We start from the raw sequence: 16,401 nt of genomic DNA on the forward strand, positions 1-16,401 counted from the left end.
TTTTACAGTAATGCGACTATATACCTACTTTAATATGTCGTTTTCTTAGAAAAAACTCTTGAAGAATTTTTTTTGTTTGATATATTTCAATTCCTGAATAAACATCTGGCTTATGGTGGCATGTTTTTTGGGAGTAAAAACATCCATGATTTTCAATGCCTCCACTTTTGGGATCGTTTGTTCCATAGTAAAGTCTTCGTATTCGTGCAAAAGAAATAGCAGCAGCGCACATTGCGCATGGTTCTAAGGTTACATAAAGGTCTGCTCCTGTTAAACGTTCTTGAGAAAGGATTTGGCAGCCCATGCGGATTGCTAGAATTTCGGCATGTGCAGTGACATCATTTAATTCTTTCATTCTATTGCCTGAATAGCTAATCACCTTATTATTCAGAACAATAACGGCTCCAATGGGCACTTCATCTCTTGAAGCAGCCTTGTGAGCTTCTTCTATGGCAATAGACATAAAATGATTTTTTTTGATCACGAGAGAATTTTTTTAGAGGTTTATTTTGAAAGTTAATATACTATCATTAATATGATTAGCAAAAAATAATCAATGGATTTTAAAAAACATACTAAACCTTTTGAAAAATATTGCGAAAATTAATTGAATAATGATTTCGCATCTAAAAATAGAGTCCTTAAAGAATATGGAACCTGAACAAATCATTTTACAATCTGGTAGAATATCAAAATTTATAGCACGTGCTGGGATTGCTTCTCGACGTGAGGTAGAAAACATGATAAAACAAGGACGTGTAAAAGTAAATGGTATGCTCTTGGATACACCAGTAATCAATGTTACGTCTGAGGATCAGATAGAAATTGATGGAAAAGCTCTTCGAAAAAAAGATAAGACGCGTCTTTGGCTTTATTATAAGCCTTCTGGTTGTGTAACTACTAATTTTGATCCTGAGGGACGTCCTACTGTATTTGAGCGGTTACCAGATAATCTGCCTCGTGTTATAACAATTGGCCGACTAGATATTAATACTGAAGGACTTTTGCTTCTTACAAATGACGGAGGTCTTTCTCGTATTCTTGAATTGCCTTCTACAGGTTGGTTGCGGCGATATCGTGTGCGTGCTTATGGACATATCGATCAGAGTAAGTTGGATAAACTAGCAACAGGCTTGACAATTGACGGTATCGTTTACAAATCTATTCAGGCTACTCTTGATTCAGTAAAAGGTTCAAATGTTTGGATCACTATGGGATTACGTGAAGGGAAGAATAGAGAGATTAAAAAAATTTTTGAAGTTCTTGGTTTGAAAGTAAATCGTCTTATTCGTATTTCTTATGGGCCTTTTCAATTAGGAGAAATGTCAGAAGGAGATATCATAGAAGTCCGAAGTAGGGTACTGCGCGATCAACTTGGTCCAAATCTTGTTGAACAAGCAGGAGTAAGTTTTGATGCGCCAGTTTATTGTTCTGAAGTGGCTGTACAGAATAACGTTAGGAAAGCCCCCATTAATAATTATAATACCGTTCATTATAAAAACGATAGGAAAAGAGATAGAATAACAGATAAGCCTCGTGAAGAAATTCGTTCTTCTCTTTGGGCAAAACGTACGAGTCGTTCTTCTAATATTTGGAGAGCTCCAGATATTTATTCAAGTCGTTTTACGAAGGTGGGGACAGATCTCAGAAAGAAGTCATTTAAGGATACAAAGCAAGAAAAACCTTATACAGATTTATCTTTTGTTAAAGGCAGTAAGAATATAAAATTTTTGAATAAAGAGCATAGGAAAAGGGATTATATTCATGAAAGTGAGGATAAAGCACATAAATATCATAAAAAACATCAAGGCAATCATAGGTCTCAATTTTCTGGAAGAGTAAAATATAATAAAATTATAGGAGAAGAGAATCATCAAGGAAGACGTTTTTCTGGAGAAGGTAATAAAGAATTTTCACCGAAAAGAATAGATTATAAAGAAAGTATGAATCCTAAAGGTAGAAATAAGAAAGATGAGAATCGTTGGAGGTAAGTTTCGAGGTCGTATTCTTTCTGGCTCTGAGAGTAATCATATTCGTCCAACACGCAGTCAAACAAGGGAAGCGCTTTTTAATATTTTAAGTCATGTTTATCCTGAAGCGTTAAATGCGACATATATGGTTGATATGTTTGCTGGTGTAGGTTCTATAGGACTTGAGGCGTTATCTCGAGGTTGTCGTTACGTTTTTTTTATTGATAATAACATCAAAAGTTTGAATGTCATTCGCAAAAACATTAGTGTTCTGGGAGTAGAAGAGCATACGAAAGTTCTATTGTGGAATGTTGTTAATATACAAAAATTAAGGATAATAAAGCCATTTCAGTTTATTTTTTTGGATCCACCGTATGGAAAGAAACTAGGAGAAAGGGCTTTGGAATCAGCGGAAACCGGTGGATGGATTGCACCAGGTGCTTTGGTCGTCCTTGAAGAGCATATTGATGCTGATCTTTCGCTGAGTTCAGTATTTAGAATGCTTCAAAAGCGTAGATTTCGTGATACACAGATGCATTTTTTTCGATATTGTCCGAAACAATAATCCATTTTTCTTCTAAAGGAAAGAAAAGGAACAGTCTGTTGAAAGACAGGTAAGATTTGTGAGGAGTATATTTTTTTGTATATTGGATATGATAGTTATGATCTAAATAAGAATTGTTGTGTTTTCATTTAGAGATTTCAAGGCTTAATTCTGAATTATAAATCTGCTATCAGAGCTAATTCCTGATAGACTTCGCTGTGATTGAGTGTATGGTATATGTTAAAATTATTAAATAATGTAAATGAAAGTTTGAAGTATGCTGCCTGATGTTCTTTCAGCTTCTCTTATAGATCGTGCTTCTAAAATTGTTCATCTTGCCTTGAAATCTGGTGCTGATGCTGCTGATGTAAAGGTTCTGTATTCACGCGATAAAAGCTTTTCAATCCGTCTTGGAAAAACAGAAGGTATAGACACTTCTGAAAATAGTGTTTTGTCTTTACGTGTATTTGTAGGGCAGAAGGTTGCAACAGTTTCGACTAATCATACTTTTGATATTGATCTATTAGTTGAAAGAGCTGTTGATATGGCTAAGGTATCGTTAAAAAATCCTTTTATCTCTTTAAGCGACAAAAATGATCTTGCTCATCATTATCCTGATTTAGATTTATTTGATCCAGTGACAGTTAATGATAATGATTTACGTGATAGTGCATTGGCAATGGAAGGAGCAGCTCTTTCTGTTCCAGGTGTTAGTAATTCATTAGGCTCATCGGTTTCTATGAGCATGCAAGGGATAGCTTTGGTAACCTCTCATGGATTTTCAGGTTTTTATATGAAAACAAATTTTTCTCGTTCTGTTAGTGTCATTGCTGGAAAAGGGATTAACATGGAACGTGATTATGACTTTGATAGTTGTGTTTTCTATTCTGATCTTCGAAATACAGAAGAGATAGGATATCGTGCAGGAAACTTTGCTGTACGACGGCTTAATCCACATAAAATGGATACCGGTTCCTATACTGTTGTATTCGATGTTCGTGCAGCGCGCAGCCTTGTACACGCTATAATAAATACCATTAATGGAGAAGCTATTGCCCGTAAAACAAGTTTTTTATGTGATAGCATGGGAAAACAGTGCTTTTCTAGACATATAACTCTTATTGATGATTCTTTTGTAAAGCGTGCTTCTTCCTCTCGTCCATTTGATGATGAAGGTATTTCACAGGGTTGTTTAATGTTGATAAAGGATGGTGTGCTTACCAATTGGTTGTTATCTCATTCATCTGCTTGTGAGCTTGGTTTGCGTACGAATGGTCGGGGTGTTCGTTGTGGTTCATCTGTTGTTGCAGGTTCCACGAATGTTTTTCTGGAGCCTGGTGAGGCTACGCCTGAAGAACTGATAAGGAACATTAAAAAAGGATTTTATGTCACTGAATTAATTGGGCACGGTGTTGATTTAATTACAGGTCAATATAGTCAAGGGGCTTCTGGCTTTTGTATTGAAAATGGTCAGTTGACATATCCTGTTTCAGGCGTAACGATCGCGTCTAATTTGAAAGAGATGTTTATGTCTGCTGTTCCTGCGAATGATATAGATCGTCGCTATAAAATTTCTACGCCTACATTAGTTATTGATAATATGACATTGGCAGGTCAGTAATTCGTAGTCTCTTGTCTCGAGGAAGTATATTCATGAATGACTGGAGTGATGATCTTAATATAATTAGGTTTGCAGCACGTGAAGCTGGACAAATAGCGATGAAATATTTTTGTCGGTCCCCTAAAGTTTTCAGAGAAAAAGAAGGAGGATCGCCAGTAAGTGATGCTGATATAGCTGTTAATTCATATCTTGAGAGTTTTCTTCGTCCTTTACGTCCTTCTTATGGATGGTTATCAGAAGAAACAGATGATAATTTTGAGCGGTTAGCTCATGAAACTCTGTTTATTATTGATCCTATTGATGGGACAAGAGCATTTATCCTAGGAGATAGAGCTTGGTGTATTAGTATTGCAGTTGTTCATCAGGGTCGTCCTGTTGCTGGTGTAATAAATGCATCAGCTCTTGGGCAGGAATTTTATGTTTGTCTTGGCATAGAATCTAGTTGTGATGGGAAAAATATATCGGTATCATCTTCTTCAATTGGTGATAATTTGGTTGTAATGGCTGAAGAAGGGGATTTAGTTTCATGTATTAATTGTGAACTTATTCAATGTATTCCGTCTTTGGCATTGCGATTATCTATGGTAGCAGATGGAAGAATAGATGCTGCTTTGGTTCGGCGTAATGCCAGTGATTGGGACTTGGCTGCTGTTGATTTATTGCTTGAGCGTGCTGGCGGTGCTTTAGTAAACTTGGATGGTCAATCCTTGATATATAATCGCTCTCATGTTAAGCACGGAATTTTGATTGCTTCTGCTAAACGTCATTTGCCAACATTTTTGGATCAGTTATCTACTTTATAATAAAAAAATTATAACTCATTGATTTTATTACGTTTTTTCTTTAAATCCCGCACCTTTTTTGGGGTTTCTGTTGTGCTGGCTCCTGCATTTGCAGCAATGGTTGCCCCTGCTTTACGTAAGCCGTGAGTTCGACATTCGTCTGGTAAACCTGCCTCCTTGCCTTCGTTCCAAAAGGATGAAAAGAGCGATATTTCTCCACTTCCCCAAACCCCAGTGCCCGTATCATGGTGCGAATTGACCAGGGAGGTGCCTTTATAGCGATGCAAGCGATGCAGTGTGATGGCCGATTTCATATAGGCACTCGTGTATTCATAAAATGATGATGAACTTTGTAGAGAATTAAAGTCAACAAAAGGTGCGGTATACACCTGAAATTCCTTAATGAAATCAACACCCCTAACAGGGTGCGGGATGTTAAGTCTTTGATTTTAAATCATCATCGTATTAATTACTTTATAAAGTAATTTTTTGTATAATATAGTTATAAAATATATTATAATTTCTTTAAAAAACTGTTTGGAAAAGAATTGTTATGAGTGATAAGTATGCCAGTGAACAAAGTTTACATCTTGTATTTGGTGGCGAGCTAGAAGATTTAACAAGTTTGAGATTTCAGGATACCAATAATATTGATGTTGTAGGTATTTTCCCTGATTATTCTAGTGCTTATATTGCTTGGAAAGCAAAAGCACATCAAACAGTTGATAATGCTCACATACGTTATTTTATAGTAAATATACATTCTATGTTGTATGCTGAATGAGATGAATATCATGGTATCTTTTATTAAAGTATTGGACAAGTACTTTGTTCTTAAAATCTCTTAGAGATATTTTGTTAGTTTTATATTGACATGAAAGATGGCAGTCATAATGGTAACTTGGCATCAACAAGATATTACTGATAGGGCTTCTTTTGGATCGCAGGTTATATTTGGATACCGTTGTCTAGGGAATATTATATCACCCTTTTTATGGCCTTATCTAAATTTTAGAGTCTTCCTTGGTAAGGAAGAAAGCTCTCGTCTTTCAGAGCGTTTTGGATATGCAAGTATCCTGCGTCCTTCAGGACCTCTTGTTTGGTTTCATGCTGCTAGTGTTGGAGAAACTATTGCGATTATTGAGTTAATTCGTGAGGTATGTTGTCGGGGGATTTGTGTTTTGTTGACTACAGGTACAATGACTTCGGCTACTTTAGTAAAAAATCGTTTAGGGGAGGAAGTAATACATCAGTATGCTCCGTTGGATGTGCAATCTGCAATTTCAAGATTTCTTGATTATTGGAAGCCTGATAGTGCCATCATTTCAGAATCAGAAATATGGCCAGTAACAATTCTTGGATTATCTGTACGTCGTATTCCACAAATCCTTGTTAATGCAAGGATGTCTTCTCGTTCATTCAATAAATGGCATGCCTATCCTAGTATCTCAAAGAAAATTTTTAATAATTTATCTTTAGTGGTTGCACAGTCTGAGATAGATTGTACACGGTACCGTGAATTGGGTGCGCATCAAGTACTCGTATCTGGTAACCTTAAGATGGATGTTAGCCTTCCTCCCTATGATGAGAAAGTGCTTTCTTTTTATCAACAACAGATTAAAGATAGGTATACTTGGGCTGCTATTTCTACTTTTGAGGGAGAAGAGAATGTTGCAGGCCATGTTCAACATATTCTTAAACAAAAAAATAATGTTCTTACTATTCTTGTGCCACGTCATCCTGAACGTTGTGATGCTATAGAGAAGCTTTTATTATCTCAGGGACTAAAAGTTGCGCGTCGTACACGTGGAGATATTTTGACATCAGAAACTGATGTTTTTTTAGGAGATACAATTGGTGAAATGGGTCTTTATTTGCGATTAACTGAGATTGCATTTGTTGGTCGTTCTTTGTTTGGAGAAGGAGGACAAAATCCTCTTGAGCCTGCTATGCTTGGTTGTGCTATTTTATCTGGTCCAAAGGTTCATAATTTTGATGAAATTTATCAAAATTTAATATCTGCTGAAGCTTCTTGTTTTGTGCAGGATGAAGAGCAATTAAGTAAAATTATTCAGTATTTGCTGTCTAATAAAGATGTTCGTGATAAAATGATAAAAGCTGCTATGAATAAGGTTTATGAAATGCAGGGTCAGGGTGCTCTTAAAATTACATTACGTGCTTTAGAGCCATATATTAATCCACTTGCTTTTCAGGCAAGTTTGTTACCAAAGAAGATTTTGTGATTTTTAGCAGAAATAAGAATGATATGAAGCACCATGAGAGTTTTTCAAAAATTGGAGGTCTTCTTTTTGATAAAGACGGTACCCTCTTTTCATATGATACAAGTTGGCTGGTTGTTAATAAAGAACTCGCAATGATTGCAGCTCGTGGGGATCATACCTTTGCTGAAAAAATTCTATCGGCTTGTGGTATGGATTTAAATACAGGTTCTGTTATACCCGATACTTTATTGGCTTCTGGTACTATCAATGAAATCGCTCTTGCTATGATTGAGGCTGGATCAACTGTAAAATTCGTAGATATGATAAAAGCTTTCAAAGATGTAATCGTTCGTTCTGTTTATGTTTCTAAACAGATTACCAATCTTAAAGTTTTTTTCTCTCGTCTTCAGCAACGAGGGTTTCTTCTTGGTATTGCTTCTAATGATAGTGAAGATTCTATTATAAAAACAGCGGAGCACTTTGAATTTTTGGAGTATCTTAATTATATTTCTGGGTGTGATAGCGGTTACGGTTGTAAACCTGATATAGGGATGGCTCTTGGTTTTTGTTCTGCTACAGGATTAGAACCTTCTCAGATTGCTATAATTGGTGATAGTAATCGGGATATGGATATGGCTCAAAGTGTTGGGGCTGGTTTAAAAGTTGCAGTATTAACTGGAACAGGCACACATTCTTCATTAAGTGAGAAATCTGATCTTTGTATTAAAGATATTACTGTTCTTGAGGCATTATTACCAAGTTTTATATAATTTGATTATGGTTGTTAATTTATGATCAAAACACCATCTTTTTGGTGGTTAAAGTTTAGCTGGATTTCTTTAGCTCTTTTGCCTCTTTCTTTTATTTATGGTCTTATTTCTTCTTGGCGAATGAAACATAGTCGTCGTAAGAAAGTTCTTGTTCCTGTAATTTGTGTTGGTAATTTTGTTATGGGAGGAGCAGGAAAAACGCCTACTTCTTTAGCACTTGCTGTTGCTGCAATGAATAGAGGATTGAAACCAGGCTTTTTATCACGTGGTTATGGACGAAAATCTAAACATCCTATTTTAGTTGATGTAGAAAAACACGGAGCTTTTGATGTCGGAGATGAAGCACTGATGCTTGCAGCTTATGCAAGTACAGTTGTATCACATAATCGAGTAGAGGGTGCTAATCTCTTGATCAAAGAAGCTGTTGATATTATTATTATGGATGATGGTTTTCAGACGTCACAATTAATAATCAATCTTTCTTTTGGGGTTATTGATTTACGTAGAGGTTTAGGGAATCTTTGTGTTTTTCCAGCAGGTCCTCTACGGGTTCCTTTAAAGACGCAGGCTTCTTATGCAGATATTATCCTTTGTATAGGTGATAAAGAAGCTATGAATTCTAAATTGTCCATATATAATAATCTTGGCAAGCCAGTCTATTTTGCAAAGTTGCAACCAAAGTTAGGATTTGATTATTTTGGTATTCATGTTCTTGCTTTTTCTGGTATTGCAGATCCTAAAAAATTTTTTTTAACAGTTAAAAGTCTTGGAGCAGTTCTTGTTGAAAGCTATCCTTTTGCTGATCATGCTGTTTTAAAAGATGAACAGATAACTTTTTTACTGACCCGAGCTGAACAAAAAAAATTAAAATTAGTAACTACTGCTAAAGATGCTGCAAGACTTACAAATCGCTTAGGAATTGCTCAAGAACTTTTATCTAAGATTTTAATAATAGAAGTTGAACTTGTTTTTGAAGACCCACTGACTCCATTAAATTTCATAGATAGGGCAGTTACTTTGTTTAAAGAACAAAAATCTCTTCAATAAGGTAAAGTTCCTGCGCGTTTCTCTGCCTCTAAAGATGCTGCTGCATCGGCGTAAGGAGCTTGTCGAGCAACACTCCAGTAACATAGCTCGTGGAGTGGAATACGTTTTCCTGTTATTGCACAAATAACAAAAGTTCCTGGAGATAAAATTTTGAAATTGCCATCCATATAATGAAGTTTGGCTTCGCGTTCTTGATAACTATTGAATACATTCATTATTTATACCTGAGAAACATTTTAGAATTTTTTTATTTTTATATTATCAACGTCCAAAAAGCTTTTCTATATCCCTTAATTTTAGTTCAATAAACGTTGGACGTCCGTGATTGCATTGACTAGAGTTTGGAGTTTTTTCCATTTCTCTAAGCAGGGCATTCATTTCTTCAATTTGCATTTTTCTACCAGATTTGATTGATGCATGACATGCCATAGTTGCAAGTGTTTGTTCTAATTTATTAAATAAACAATCTGTTGTATGGTCGTCTATTATCTCATCAAGCAGATCTCGTAGTAATGCTGATGCATTAAATTTTCCAAGTATTGTTGGAGTTTCACGAATAGCTATTGCTCCAGCTCCAAAACGTTCAACGATAAGTCCGAGTTTATGGAGATGATCCGCATGTGCCATTATAAGATTGCATTCTTCTTCAATAAAATCAATTATTTCTGGTATCAGTAGCTTTTGTGAAGTAAGTCGTTCTTTTTCTAATATTTTACGCATTTTTTCAAAAAGAATGCGTTCATGTGCTGCATGTTGATCAATAATAACTACTCTATCATGAGTTTGCGATATAATATAATTCTGGTGGATTTGAGCACATGCGATACCAAGAGGATATGGTATTTCATCCTGTGCAACAGCATTTGTTATTGGAGTGATGCCGGGCGGGCTATAATCAACAAAGATTTTTTGTTCTTCCTGGAAAGTAAGATGTGAGGGATATGAAGGAGAATATTTTATATCCAACTCTTTATTGAGAAGAGGTTTCCCAAATTTATTGTGGAAAGAAGAAAGCATACTTGTACTAAGAGTAGAGGAAGTAACAAGCCCTTTTCTAATAAGAGCTTGACGGATTGTATCAATAATAAAATTACGTACAATCGCCGGGTTGCGAAAGCGTACATCAGATTTTGCTGGATGTACATTTACATCTACCATTGTTTGATCAATGTTGAGTAACAAAACTACTACCGGATATCTTCCTTTTGGTATGGTTTCCGTGTAAGAGGCTCGAACTGCTGAAAAAAGCAATTTATCTTGAACAGGCCTGCCATTTACAAACAAATACTGTTGATTCGTATTGGCTCTATTAAAGGTAGGGATTCCTACATAACCTTTAAGGCTTATATCTTTAGATACTTTATTTAATTCGATAGAATTCTCATAAAATGTTTCTCCAAGTACTTGAGCAACACGTGACATCAAATCTCCAGGAGTGGGCAAGAAATCTAGCTTAGAGCGATTGATTCCTGATAAAGTAAAGCGCACATTAGGATAAGAAATAGCTATACGTTTAACTACCTCTTTGATGGCATTTGCTTCTATTTGTTCACTTTTTAGAAATTTTAATCTTGCAGGAACTTCAAAAAAAAGATTTTTTATTTCTACAATAGTTCCAGGATTAGTGGCAGCTGGCTGCACCAAGGAGACTTTACCTCCAGAAATAATAATTTGTGCTCCGCAATCTTGTTCAGCAGAACGACTGATTAAAGTAAGTTGTGCTATCGCACCTATGGAAGGTAAAGCTTCACCTCTAAAACCAAAAGTATATATTTTATCTAAGTCATTAAAAATTTTAGAAGTACAATGTCTTTGTACTGCCATAGATAGTTCATCTGGTGTCATACCATAACCATTATCAGAAACACGAATAAATGACTTTCCTCCTGCAGAAGTTGTTATTTCAACATGTGTTGCATCGGCGTCAAGAGCATTTTCTATGAGCTCTTTTACAGCAGAAGCAGGGCTTTCTATAACTTCGCCAGCAGCGATTTGATTAACAACTTTTTCAGAAAGTTTTTTTATGCGCATGCACTTATTATTTTTAGCTGTTGGTCTTCTATACAAAAAGATGATTTTTTCAGCAATACCAGGAAACTTTATTATATACAATAACAGTCTCATTCTAAGTACAACATTACATGTAATGTTATATTGCAGAAGTATTCATTGTAAAGTTTATAAAAGAAGATTTTTTAAAATTGATAGCTATTTAAAGAGCTCTTGTTTTTAAGAAGTTAAAGAAAAGAGGCTATACGACAAAACTCTTCAATGGAGAGATTTTCGGCTCTTTTACTTGGTTCTATTCTTGCTTTTTTTAGCAATGATTCCCCTCCTAGATTTTTTAGGCTTTGTCGTAACATTTTACGTCGCTGTCCAAAAGCAGTTTTGGTAACTTTTTTGAGTGATTCTAAACAACAAGGAATAGGGTCATGATGAGGAACGAAGTGTACAACAGTGGATATAATTTGGGGGGAAGGAAAAAAGGCTTGGGGTGGGATATCAAAGAGTATACGAGCATTTGCTCTCCAAGCTGTTAATACACTTAATATTCCATAAGAAGCATTGTTTTTAGTTGCAACTATTCTTTTAGCAACTTCCTTTTGAAAAAGAAGAGTTAAAGATTCCCAAAAAGGAGGCCATATAGGGGAAGTGATCCAATCAAATAGTAATCGTGTACCAATATTGTAGGGTAGGTTGGATATAACACGAATAGGATCGTCTAATTCATTAAATATTGTATAGTCTGTTTTTAGAGCATCCCCTTGAATAATTTCTAGCTGATCAGGATAATAACCGATGATTTCTTGTAAAGCCGGTAAAAATTGTTTATCTTTTTCTATAGCAATTACTTTTTTTGCTCCTGATGCCAAAATTGATCGAGTTAATCCACCTGGTCCTGGCCCAATCTCTAAAACAGTAATATTATTGAGTGGACCTGCAGCTTTGGCAATTTTTTGAGTCAGGTTAAGATCAAGAATGAAATTTTGTCCCATTATTTTATTAGGATTAAGATTATGAAGGCTGATAACTTTTCTTAAAGAGTTTAAAGGATTCAGGTCTGTCATTTTCATTATGAGGCTTTTTTTAATCCAAGCTGCGCAGCTAATTGGATAGCGGATACCAAACTTGTTTCTCTTACAAGGTTGCTTCCTGCTATGTTAAAAGCTGTTCCGTGATCAGGAGATGTACGTATGAAAGGCAAGCCAAGCGTTACATTTACTGCTGTATCAAAATCAAGGGTTTTTATTGGGATAAGTGCTTGATCATGATACATACATATAGCTACATCATAGTTTTGACGAGCAGTATCATGAAACATGGTATCAGCAGATAATGGTCCTGAGGCTTTCATACCTTCATTTTGTAATTTTATAATTGCAGGTTGAATAATATCGCGTTCTTCAGTTCCAAGAGCACTGTTTTCTCCTGCATGTGGATTAAGACCAGATATAGACAAGCGTGCATCATTGATGCCAAAACGTTTTTGAAGTTCATTTTTTACGATATTGCATATTTCTATAATCAGTTCTTGTGATAGAGCAGAAGGTACAGATGCATAAGGTGTATGTATGGTTATTGGAACAACTTTTAACCTAGGGCTTGAAAGCATCATTACTGGTTTATAGGCAACACCTGTCATTTGATGGACGAGATTTGCTAAGAATTCTGTATGTCCTGGAAATTCAAAATTTGCTTTGTAAAATATTGTTTTTGAAATTGGGTTGGTAACAATGGCAAGTGTTTTCCCTGAAAGAGTAAGAAAGACAGCTTTTCTAATAGCTTCAATAGTAGAACATACTGTTTCTATTTTTGGGTTTCCTGCTATGACTTCAATGCCACATGAATTAATTATAATAGGCAGGTGATCTCTGAATATTGAAATAGCATTCGAACAATTCGCTTCACGAATAGAAATATCAAGATTGAGTGTTTTGGCACGTGCATTTAAAACATCTGGATCTCCAATATAGATAAAAGGAGGAATATTTAGTTTTTTACGATTTATCCAAGTTTTGAGAGTTATATCAGGACCAATCCCTGCAGGATCACCTTGAGTTAAGATAATTGGAGAAGGATATTCATGATTGGTCATAAAATTCAACCAGTATTAGTAGTAACGAATCCGTGCTTTTGAACGTAAATCTGCAATATATTGTTCAGAATTCTTTTGTTGTTTTTTATTAAAGTCAGTCGCTTTGGATATAACTAAAGAAGCAGTATCGTCATTAACTTGCCGTTGGCTGCAAATAGAAATATATTCTATACCTTTTTCTGTAACATGCGTAGGCGTTGTTCCATTTTTAATTTTATTTAATAATTTCTTAAATTCAGGAGAGAGCATCGGTTCAAGTAAGCGTTGAGAATCACTAACGTAAACATCTCTCATTTTAGATGCAAATTCTTTTGCTTTTTCACAGCCTGGAAATTTAGAACGAGAAGCTTCTGCTTCTTTTTTGCGTTTTTTAATCATTACATTACGTTTTGATGCAGAGAAGGACTGGGGTATTATAAAAATAATCTGTTGTAATATGTATTCTGTTGTTGTTGGATTAGGCTTTTTATTTCCTGTGATTGGAGTATCTGTATTTTGCTCCGAGTGGACGCTCACAACATATGGCCAAGCCATCTGGATGGAAAGAAAGTTTTTGAAATGTTTTTCTCCAACTCCAACATGATCAAGAATTTCTTTCATTTGCTTTACCGACAGTTTATTGCTTTCAGCAAAACTTTTAAAGACATTATTGATTTGAGCATCACTAGGAGACATATGAAATCGATCAATTTCTTGCTGTTTTAAACCGTCAATTATGAGTTCATCTTCTGCTATCTTTTTAAGATTGCCACTTTTTTTAAATAACTTGAGAAGAGCAGCACGTCTGGAAACATCGCCATTCGTTATCACTGTATCATTAACTGTTATACGCACTTTTCTTATTTCTGATGTCCAAGTTTTATCTAAAGGCATCATTGTTAAGAAAAGGGAAAGAAATATTACTTTTTCTCTCCAAGAGAGTTTATTCATATACAGTTTCTTAAAGAGCATTTTATACTACCTTGCGTTTAATATTTAAATAGTAAACAATTATATTGCAATATCATATTATTTTTTAATTAAAATTTGAACTTGTATGTATATTCCCAAGCGTTCTAAATGATAATTGAGCACCAATAGTCCAGTCGCTTGCTTCAGTTTTTGATATATCGTTTTTACGAAGATAGGCAATATTAAATGTCGTACATTCATCATCATACGCTAAACCAATTGAATGACGTGAAACAACATTATTACGTATATCCAATGCTATGGAGGTCAGTATAGACCAATTTTTTGGTAATTTTAAAGATAATTTTCCTTGAAGTTCATTATTATGGAAAGGATAAGCATATTGAGGTTGCATTGCTACATATGTATAGATTAAGTCAGTTTTGAAGTGATTGTTTTCATACCCTATAGAACTGTCTATACGATTCGGATCTAACGTTTTTTTTTCTAAAAGGGTATTTAGAGCTAAAGAGATATTAAAAGGAGTATTTAAGCTGACTGCGGCAATATAATCAGACGCCTTATTTTCAAGACCTGAGTTTTTCCCTACATTTAAAAAATTTGTTTCTGCAAAGGAATTTTTACCATAAATTTGAAATGATTGACCTATAATGCTGTGAATAGTGAATTGATTGTCAAAATTTCCTACATATCGAATGCCTATATTAGAACGGGTTCCTCCTTCTATACGATCATATCCAGAAAATTTATCTCGTGAAAAAAGAGACGTTGAATCAAAGACGAGACTTTGTGCGTCTTCATTTGGAATACTCCTTACTTTTGATTCATTGGGACGTATGTATAACTGTCCTATTCCTTCAATAATATGATTTGAGTTGTCTGCAGAGATTCTAATAGGATAGCGTGTTTCTATACCTGCTGTGGCCATACCGTTTATAATTGAGCCATTATCAAGGAAGGAGCTTGAGCTATTTTCTCCAATAAGTGGATATGGATTATTGACTGCAAGTTGATGAATATCTCCACGAAGAGCTGTTAAAGGAGTAATCAATAATCCTCCAGGCGCTATTATAGTGCGTTTCCACAAAAGTTCTGTGCTGAGCCTGCTGTTTGTGCCAGACAAACCTCTTAAGCGGGTATAATTGTTAGAAATTGTCTCTATATCTGTTTGCGATCTTGAAATACTTGTTATGTTTCCAGTGAAAGACAATTCTCCATTTGCAATGCTTTCTGGTGCTATATAATGATAATCTATTAATGGATAGAGATTTGCTTGTGTCTTCTCTCTTTTTTTAGAGATATCAGCATCTTGAATACTGAAATGTATAATGCGCATATCAAAGTAATTTTGTTCTCCTAGCCCAGTAAGATAAATTTTGTTATTGTAGACATAATCATAAGAATTATTTATTCTATAGGTACGAGAAAAGTTGTTATCACTTTGTAATATCCCATTCCATCCAAATGTCCACCTGGGATTAATTTGAAATCCTGCTGCTGATGATATCATACTACGATGTTTGAATTTTGAATCAGTAGTATTAGGCGTAAAGCTATCAGGGCTGCTTTGATTGATGTTGGCAGCATGTAATATATGCGTGCCATTCTGGAAAAGTTGACGAAATTCAGCTTCTAATAATAAACCCTGTGTTGAATATGGGGTAAGAGCCAGAGTAGCATCTGTATGGTCAGAAAGTACTTGATAATAAGGAATTTGTATACTAGATCCTAAATTTTGTGAATACCCAAAACGAGGGAAAAGAAAACCTGATTTTCTTTTTACTGTACTGTCCAGCACTTCAATAAAGGGCAAGTAGGCAATTGGCTTTCCAAGGATTTCCAATCTTGCTTTCTCAAGTCGAATAGTATGTTTTTGGTTGTTTTGTATAATACGTACAGCTTTTACCTGCCAGAATGGAGGATGTCCTCCTTGTGCGGTACATGGCACACATGCTGTATATACGCCATGATGGAGAATTATTTCTGATTCGTTTATACGTTCTGCTGTTTCGGCTGCCAAGCGGGTATTATTCGTTGTTTCAAGTCTTAATTCTTTTATAAATCCTCTTGCAAAATTATCCGTTATATCAAGCTGTTCAGCGTATAGACGATTCCCATCAGTTCCAATAAATTCAATATCACCTATTGCAGATAGTTTTTTTGTTATTTTATTATATATTACTTTTTGAGCTACCATACGGTAGCCATTATAGCGAATTTGTACCATCCCTGAGGCAATTATACTATCAGGATAAAAATCAAGATTATTGGCGTATAGCAAAAGTTTTGTGTCATCAATAGCAGTTGAATCTGTTATTGGAGAAGATCCTTTTTTTTGAAGAATATTGGCTGCATTACCAGATTTGAATATCCATAAACTGGCCATAGTAATCAAGAAAACTCCAAAACCTTTTAAGATTTTTTTATGATATCTCAT

Annotated in this window: 15 protein-coding genes and 1 pseudogene; 8 read left to right on the plus strand and 8 right to left on the minus strand. The window is 35.1% G+C overall.

Going from position 1 to position 16,401, the window contains the following annotated elements:
* Window positions 1-16: 16 nt before the first annotated feature.
* Window positions 17-463 (minus strand): nucleoside deaminase, encoded by a 447-nt coding sequence (locus B488_RS01115; protein WP_015272646.1) that lies wholly within the window; start codon window positions 461-463, stop codon window positions 17-19.
* A gap of 220 nt (window positions 464-683) precedes the next feature.
* Here B488_RS01115 and B488_RS07275 point away from each other — a divergent pair.
* From B488_RS07275 to B488_RS01135, 4 genes and pseudogenes are all read left to right on the plus strand, one after another.
* Window positions 684-1,580: pseudogene (locus B488_RS07275) on the plus strand (pseudouridine synthase); the annotation flags it as partial.
* Window positions 1,581-1,971: 391 nt separating this feature from the next.
* Window positions 1,972-2,535 carry a 16S rRNA (guanine(966)-N(2))-methyltransferase RsmD gene (rsmD, locus tag B488_RS01125; protein ID WP_015272648.1) on the plus strand — a complete coding sequence of 188 codons (564 nt, stop codon included), beginning with the start codon at window positions 1,972-1,974 and terminating at the stop codon, window positions 2,533-2,535.
* A 256-nt stretch (window positions 2,536-2,791) separates the two neighbouring features.
* Complete coding sequence (locus tag B488_RS01130) at window positions 2,792-4,135, plus strand: TldD/PmbA family protein (protein ID WP_015272649.1); 1,344 nt, start codon at window positions 2,792-2,794, stop codon at window positions 4,133-4,135.
* Between the two features lie 32 nt (window positions 4,136-4,167).
* Window positions 4,168-4,938 carry a 3'(2'),5'-bisphosphate nucleotidase CysQ gene (locus B488_RS01135; protein WP_015272650.1) on the plus strand — a complete coding sequence of 257 codons (771 nt, stop codon included), beginning with the start codon at window positions 4,168-4,170 and terminating at the stop codon, window positions 4,936-4,938.
* Window positions 4,939-4,946: 8 nt separating this feature from the next.
* Here B488_RS01135 and B488_RS01140 read toward each other — a convergent pair whose 3' ends face one another.
* Window positions 4,947-5,306 carry a hypothetical protein gene (locus B488_RS01140; protein WP_041770542.1) on the minus strand — a complete coding sequence of 120 codons (360 nt, stop codon included), beginning with the start codon at window positions 5,304-5,306 and terminating at the stop codon, window positions 4,947-4,949.
* Between the two features lie 164 nt (window positions 5,307-5,470).
* Between B488_RS01140 and B488_RS01145 the strand changes: the two genes are divergently transcribed.
* The 4 genes from B488_RS01145 (at window position 5,471) to lpxK (ending at window position 8,956) form a co-directional block, all read left to right on the plus strand.
* A complete protein-coding gene (locus tag B488_RS01145; protein ID WP_015272652.1) occupies window positions 5,471-5,701 on the plus strand; it encodes a DUF4170 domain-containing protein in 231 nt (76 codons plus the stop codon).
* A 109-nt stretch (window positions 5,702-5,810) separates the two neighbouring features.
* Window positions 5,811-7,160 carry a lipid IV(A) 3-deoxy-D-manno-octulosonic acid transferase gene (gene waaA / locus B488_RS01150; RefSeq protein ID WP_015272653.1) on the plus strand — a complete coding sequence of 450 codons (1,350 nt, stop codon included), beginning with the start codon at window positions 5,811-5,813 and terminating at the stop codon, window positions 7,158-7,160.
* A gap of 23 nt (window positions 7,161-7,183) precedes the next feature.
* A complete protein-coding gene (locus B488_RS01155) occupies window positions 7,184-7,909 on the plus strand; it encodes an HAD family hydrolase (RefSeq protein WP_015272654.1) in 726 nt (241 codons plus the stop codon).
* Window positions 7,910-7,930: 21 nt separating this feature from the next.
* Entirely contained in the window at window positions 7,931-8,956 is a 1,026-nt protein-coding gene (gene lpxK / locus B488_RS01160) for a tetraacyldisaccharide 4'-kinase (RefSeq protein WP_015272655.1), read from the plus strand.
* Here lpxK and B488_RS01165 read toward each other — a convergent pair.
* The 6 genes from B488_RS01165 to B488_RS01190 form a co-directional block, all read right to left on the minus strand.
* On the minus strand, window positions 8,950-9,171 hold the full coding sequence (locus tag B488_RS01165) for a DUF2093 domain-containing protein (RefSeq protein WP_015272656.1): 222 nt from the start codon (window positions 9,169-9,171) through the stop codon (window positions 8,950-8,952). The genes lpxK and B488_RS01165 overlap by 7 nt on opposite strands.
* Window positions 9,172-9,217: 46 nt before the next feature.
* On the minus strand, window positions 9,218-10,987 hold the full coding sequence (mutL, locus tag B488_RS01170) for a DNA mismatch repair endonuclease MutL (protein WP_041770935.1): 1,770 nt from the start codon (window positions 10,985-10,987) through the stop codon (window positions 9,218-9,220).
* 206 nt (window positions 10,988-11,193) lie between these two features.
* The gene (rsmA, locus tag B488_RS01175; protein WP_041770938.1) at window positions 11,194-12,024 is read right to left on the minus strand and encodes a 16S rRNA (adenine(1518)-N(6)/adenine(1519)-N(6))-dimethyltransferase RsmA; all 831 of its coding nucleotides are present in this window, start codon (window positions 12,022-12,024) and stop codon (window positions 11,194-11,196) included.
* A gap of 5 nt (window positions 12,025-12,029) precedes the next feature.
* On the minus strand, window positions 12,030-13,052 hold the full coding sequence (gene pdxA, locus B488_RS01180; RefSeq protein ID WP_015272659.1) for a 4-hydroxythreonine-4-phosphate dehydrogenase PdxA: 1,023 nt from the start codon (window positions 13,050-13,052) through the stop codon (window positions 12,030-12,032).
* 15 nt (window positions 13,053-13,067) lie between these two features.
* Window positions 13,068-13,982, minus strand: coding sequence for a SurA N-terminal domain-containing protein (locus tag B488_RS01185; protein WP_051012094.1), 915 nt, complete (start codon window positions 13,980-13,982; stop codon window positions 13,068-13,070).
* Window positions 13,983-14,067: 85 nt separating this feature from the next.
* Window positions 14,068-16,401: an LPS-assembly protein LptD gene (locus B488_RS01190; RefSeq protein ID WP_015272661.1), complete on the minus strand. Its 2,334-nt coding sequence runs from the start codon at window positions 16,399-16,401 to the stop codon at window positions 14,068-14,070.

The sequence above is a fragment of the Liberibacter crescens BT-1 genome (assembly GCF_000325745.1).
GTDB lineage: Bacteria > Pseudomonadota > Alphaproteobacteria > Rhizobiales > Rhizobiaceae > Liberibacter > Liberibacter crescens.

Bases quoted from the DNA above. Each gene is read 5' to 3' on its own strand.
- pdxA (WP_015272659.1), bottom strand. From the start codon at position 13,052: ATGACCAATCATGAATATCCTTCTCCAATTATCTTAACTCAAGGTGAT.
- rsmD (WP_015272648.1), top strand. From the start codon at position 1,972: ATGAGAATCGTTGGAGGTAAGTTTCGAGGTCGTATTCTTTCTGGCTCT.
- B488_RS01115 (WP_015272646.1), bottom strand. From the start codon at position 463: ATGTCTATTGCCATAGAAGAAGCTCACAAGGCTGCTTCAAGAGATGAA.
- mutL (WP_041770935.1), bottom strand. From the start codon at position 10,987: ATGCGCATAAAAAAACTTTCTGAAAAAGTTGTTAATCAAATCGCTGCT.
- lpxK (WP_015272655.1), top strand. From the start codon at position 7,931: ATGATCAAAACACCATCTTTTTGGTGGTTAAAGTTTAGCTGGATTTCT.
- B488_RS01165 (WP_015272656.1), bottom strand. From the start codon at position 9,171: ATGAATGTATTCAATAGTTATCAAGAACGCGAAGCCAAACTTCATTAT.
- B488_RS01145 (WP_015272652.1), top strand. From the start codon at position 5,471: ATGAGTGATAAGTATGCCAGTGAACAAAGTTTACATCTTGTATTTGGT.
- B488_RS01190 (WP_015272661.1), bottom strand. From the start codon at position 16,401: ATGAGATATCATAAAAAAATCTTAAAAGGTTTTGGAGTTTTCTTGATT.
- B488_RS01155 (WP_015272654.1), top strand. From the start codon at position 7,184: ATGAAGCACCATGAGAGTTTTTCAAAAATTGGAGGTCTTCTTTTTGAT.
- B488_RS01135 (WP_015272650.1), top strand. From the start codon at position 4,168: ATGAATGACTGGAGTGATGATCTTAATATAATTAGGTTTGCAGCACGT.
- B488_RS01130 (WP_015272649.1), top strand. From the start codon at position 2,792: ATGCTGCCTGATGTTCTTTCAGCTTCTCTTATAGATCGTGCTTCTAAA.
- rsmA (WP_041770938.1), bottom strand. From the start codon at position 12,024: ATGACAGACCTGAATCCTTTAAACTCTTTAAGAAAAGTTATCAGCCTT.
- waaA (WP_015272653.1), top strand. From the start codon at position 5,811: ATGGTAACTTGGCATCAACAAGATATTACTGATAGGGCTTCTTTTGGA.
- B488_RS01185 (WP_051012094.1), bottom strand. From the start codon at position 13,982: ATGAATAAACTCTCTTGGAGAGAAAAAGTAATATTTCTTTCCCTTTTC.